This is a genomic window from Aeromonas finlandensis, assembly GCF_000764645.1.
In the GTDB taxonomy this organism is placed as follows: domain Bacteria; phylum Pseudomonadota; class Gammaproteobacteria; order Enterobacterales; family Aeromonadaceae; genus Aeromonas; species Aeromonas finlandensis.
The window spans coordinates 1-4384 of record NZ_JRGK01000150.1 but is presented as its reverse complement, the minus strand read 5'-3'; the positions used below and the strand labels follow the sequence as shown (position 1 = coordinate 4384).

Below are 4384 nucleotides of genomic sequence, written 5' to 3'. Positions count from 1 at the left end.
GCCCTATACCCTGGTATTGGGTCTGGTCGGTTTCTTCGCCGTAGAAGTGCTGCTTGCCCCGCTGACAGAGTGGTTCTATCAACAGGGATGGTTGATGCTTTCTCAGGGAGCGGCGACCGTCGCACCGGCATTGCATTGATCCTGCCTTTCCGTTTGCAAGGGCCCGCTTGGGCCCTTTTCTTTTGCGCCCTGCTCTGCTCTAATTCAGCCACTGTTTTTTCTGAGAGATCAATGAGATGATCGAGTTTCTCCGCCGTGTAGCAGCCCATCGGCTGGCCTGGGGGCTCCTGGCCACCTCCGCCCTGTTCCTTGAGCTGTGTGCCCTCTTCTTCCAGCATGTGCTGGGTCTGCACCCTTGTGTGATGTGCGTTTACGAACGACTGGCAACCCTGGGTGTGCTCAGTGCCGGTCTGCTTGGCATGGTGGCACCAGAGAAGTGGTACGTCCGCTGGAGTGCCATGCTGCTGTGGGGCTACAGTGCCTTCCGCGGCTTCCAGCTGGCGCTCCAACATGTGGACTATCAGGTCAACCCCTCCCCGTTCAACGTCTGCAGCCCGTTTGCCGACTTCCCGAGCTGGGCTCCGCTTGATCAGTGGCTCCCCTGGCTCTTTATGCCGGAAGGGGATTGTGCCGAAATCACCTGGCAGTTCTTCGGTTACTCCATGCCCCAGTGGCTGGTCGTCATCTTCGCCGCTTACCTGCTGGTCTTCACCGTGGTGGCTATCGGCAATCTGGTGAAAGGGCGCTGCTGCAACTGAGTCATCTCAAACCGCAACCCATCGCGATATAAAACAACAAGGGGAGCCAATATGGCTCCCCTTGTTGTTTGGTGCTCAAGTCAGGCTCAACCCGCCTTGGCAGCGCCCATCTTGGCCTTGACCACGCCAATCACCATGGGCAACAGGGAGATACCGATAATGCCGAAGATCAGCAGGGTAAAGTTGTGGCGCACCACCGGCAGGTTGCCGAAGAAGTGGCCCGCATAGACGAACGACAATACCCAAAGCAGGCCGCCAACCAGGTTGAACGCCAGGAAGCGCGGATAGGTCATGGCTCCCATCCCCGCCACGAACGGCGCAAAGGTACGCACGATGGGCAGGAAGCGGGTGATGATGATGGTCTTGCCACCGTGCTTGGCATAGAAGGCGTGGGTCTTGTCCAGATAGTCGCGGCGGAAGATTTTTGAATCCGGGTTACGGAACAGCTGCTCACCGAAGAAGTGGCCGATGGTGTAGTTGACCACGTTGCCCAGCACGGCAGCGATGATTAGCACCCCGGCCAGGGTGTGGACGTCCAGCACGCTGCCGACGGTAAGGGCACCGGCGGCAAACAGCAGGGAGTCACCCGGCAGGAACGGCGTCACTACCAGCCCGGTCTCACAGAAGATGATCAGAAACAGGATGGCGTAAACCCAGACGCCATAGTTCTCGAACAGCTCTTTCAAATGCACGTCAACGTGCAGGATAAAGTCGATTGCAAAGAGGATCAGATCCATTTTTTCCATACCCATAAAGTGAACGGCGTGGAGTCTACGCCAATGCCATCCGGGCCACAATCACCGAGCCAGCCTCTTTTGCTTCCCGCTGAGGGAGCCTTGAAATAACGCCGTTCTCCCCCTGCCATCCAGAGCTGGAGAGCAAAAAATGGCACGAGACGATGAGTCGCCATAAACGCCGCTCCCGCTAGGAGGGCGTCTCCAGATCGCTGCGCACTGCAGGTGGCAGACAACGCTCCCAGCCCCACAGCAACACCAGCAGCAGGGTCACGTCATCGAGCCAACCCAGCAGCGGCACCACGTCGGGGATCAAATCCACCGGACTGATGCCATAGAGCAGGATAAGGATCACCAGCCCCCGCGCCCACCAGGGGGTGGCAGGGTGGCGAAAGCCCTGATAGAGACGACGCAGTCGTTGCCAAATAAGCCAGCGTTTGCGGCTCATGATTCGATCAACTCGCCGCGCAGCCGCTGGATCTGATCCCGCAGCGCCGCCGCCTGTTCGAACTCCAGATCCCGGGCATGCTGGAACATCTGCTCCTCCATCCGTTTGATCTCTTTGGCGATCTCGCTGGCAGAGCGGACATGGTACTCCCCTTGCGGCTCGGCCGCCTTGCGCATCCCCTTGCCCGCTTTGCCTGCCGTGCGGCTGCCCCCCATGTCCATCACATCGCCAATGGATTTGTTGAGCCCTTTGGGAGTAATGCCGTGCCTGAGGTTATGGGCATGCTGCAAGGCGCGGCGCCGCTCGGTCTCCTCAATGGCCACCTTCATCGAGTTGGTGATGGTATCGCCGTAGAGGATGACCTTGCCGTTGAGATTGCGCGCCGCCCGGCCGATGGTCTGGATCAGCGAGCGGGTAGAGCGCAGGAAGCCCTCTTTATCCGCATCCAGAATCGCCACCAGCGACACCTCCGGCATGTCGAGACCTTCACGCAGCAGGTTGATGCCCACCAGCACATCGAACTTGCCGAGACGCAGATCGCGGATGATCTCCACCCGCTCGACCGTATCGATATCGGAGTGGAGGTAGCGCACCTTGACGTCGTGCTCCGCCAGATATTCGGTCAGGTCTTCCGCCATCCGCTTGGTCAATGTGGTCACCAGCACCCGCTCCTCCACTGCCACCCGCTTGCGGATCTCGGAGAGCAGATCGTCCACCTGAGTGGTCACCGGGCGCACCTCAATCTCCGGATCGAGCAGACCGGTGGGGCGCACCACCTGCTGCACCACATCGCCGCCGGACTTCTCCAGCTCGTAAGGGCCGGGGGTGGCCGAGACAAACACCGTCTGGGGCATCAGCGCTTCGAATTCGTCGAACTTGAGCGGTCGGTTGTCGAGCGCCGAAGGGAGCCGGAAGCCGTACTCCACCAAGGTCTCCTTGCGGGAGCGGTCCCCTTTGAACATGGCGCCAATCTGCGGCACCGTGACGTGGGACTCGTCGATGATGAGCAGGCCATCCCCCGGCAGGTAGTCAAACAGGGTGGGCGGCGGCTCCCCCGGCGCCCGGCCGGAGAGGTAGCGGCTGTAGTTCTCGATGCCGGAGCAATATCCCAGCTCCTGCATCATCTCCATGTCGAACTGGGTACGCTGGCTGATGCGCTGCTCCTCCACCAGCTTGTTGAGGGACAACAATTGCTCGCGGCGGCTGCGCAGCTCCTCCTTGATATGCTCGATGGCCCCCAGAATGGTCTCGCGCGGGGTGGCATAGTGGGTCTTGGGGTAGATGGTATAGCGCACCACTGTCTGTTCGATGGCGCCGGTCAGGGGATCGAACTGGGAGAGCCGCTCCACCTCCTCGTCAAACAGCTCCACCCGCAGCGCCAGCTTGTCCGATTCGGCAGGGTAGATGTCGATCACTTCGCCGCGCACCCGGAAGGTGCCACGCTGGAAGGCCATGTCGTTGCGGGTGTACTGCAACTCGGCGAGGCGGCGCAGGATATCCCGCTGGTTGATCACATCCCCCACTTTGAGGTGCAGCATCATGCTGAGGTAGGCCTGGGGATCCCCCAGACCATAGATGGCCGACACCGAGGCAACGATCACCACATCACGCCGCTCCAGCAGCGCCTTGGTGGCCGACAATCGCATCTGCTCGATGTGATCGTTGATGGAGGCATCCTTCTCTATAAAGGTGTCGGTGGTCGGCACATAGGCTTCGGGCTGGTAGTAGTCGTAGTAGGAGACGAAATACTCCACCGCGTTGTCGGGGAAGAACTCCTTCATCTCACCGTAGAGCTGGGCGGCCAGGGTCTTGTTGGGGGCCAGGATCATGGTCGGGCGGTTGAGGGTGGCGATGACATTGGCCATGGTGAAGGTCTTGCCCGAGCCGGTCACCCCGAGCAGGGTCTGGTGGGCCAGCCCCGACTCGATGCCCTCCAGCAGCTGGGCAATCGCCGTGGGCTGATCCCCGGCGGGTTGAAACTGGCTGGCTAACTTGAACAATTTGCTCATGAACACTCCCGACACAAAACAGCAGAGGAGCAGTGTAACCGAGGGTTTGGCAGCGGTACACCCGCACCGGTACACCGCGAATGGCTTGACCACCTTTGGCGCCTTCTGTATAGTGCTCCTCCTTGCTCGATGTTCCCCCGTAGTTCAGTCGGTAGAACGGCGGACTGTTAATCCGTATGTCACTGGTTCAAGTCCAGTCGGGGGAGCCAATTCCTCACCATCTCGGTGCAAGTTATCCACTTTAGTGCCCTCTCCTGCCAATTTTAATGCACAAGATCCTTCTTGCTGCTGACGATCCCTTTTGTTCCCCGATCCGGCTCGACAGAGTTTTCTCCTGTCGCATCTAACTATTTGATTTCTATACAAACATTTTTCTTCCGGTATTTTTTGAACAGCACTTGCATCCCAGTGGTGGCGCGGCTTTCAGGGCGATGA

At 59.5% G+C, this 4384-nt stretch carries 4 protein-coding genes and 1 tRNA gene; 2 read left to right on the top strand and 3 right to left on the bottom strand.

Translation table 11 applies throughout. The annotated features are described in order from the left end of the window. Window positions 1–236: 236 nt before the first annotated feature. Complete coding sequence (gene dsbB, locus LD28_RS0111725; protein ID WP_033137151.1) at window positions 237–758, top strand: disulfide bond formation protein DsbB; 522 nt, start codon at window positions 237–239, stop codon at window positions 756–758. 86 nt (window positions 759–844) lie between these two features. Here dsbB and LD28_RS0111720 read toward each other — a convergent pair whose 3' ends face one another. The 3 genes from LD28_RS0111720 to uvrB form a co-directional block, all read right to left on the bottom strand. Next, a complete protein-coding gene (locus LD28_RS0111720) occupies window positions 845–1495 on the bottom strand; it encodes a DedA family protein (protein WP_033137150.1) in 651 nt (216 codons plus the stop codon). A 187-nt stretch (window positions 1496–1682) separates the two neighbouring features. Further along, on the bottom strand, window positions 1683–1940 hold the full coding sequence (locus tag LD28_RS0111715; protein ID WP_033137149.1) for a YkvA family protein: 258 nt from the start codon (window positions 1938–1940) through the stop codon (window positions 1683–1685). Next, window positions 1937–3949 carry an excinuclease ABC subunit UvrB gene (uvrB, locus tag LD28_RS0111710; protein ID WP_033137148.1) on the bottom strand — a complete coding sequence of 671 codons (2013 nt, stop codon included), beginning with the start codon at window positions 3947–3949 and terminating at the stop codon, window positions 1937–1939. Before uvrB ends, LD28_RS0111715 begins: the two co-directional genes overlap by 4 nt. A 133-nt stretch (window positions 3950–4082) precedes the next feature. Here uvrB and LD28_RS0111705 point away from each other — a divergent pair. After that, window positions 4083–4158 (top strand) — tRNA-Asn (locus tag LD28_RS0111705). Window positions 4159–4384: the final 226 nt, after the last annotated feature.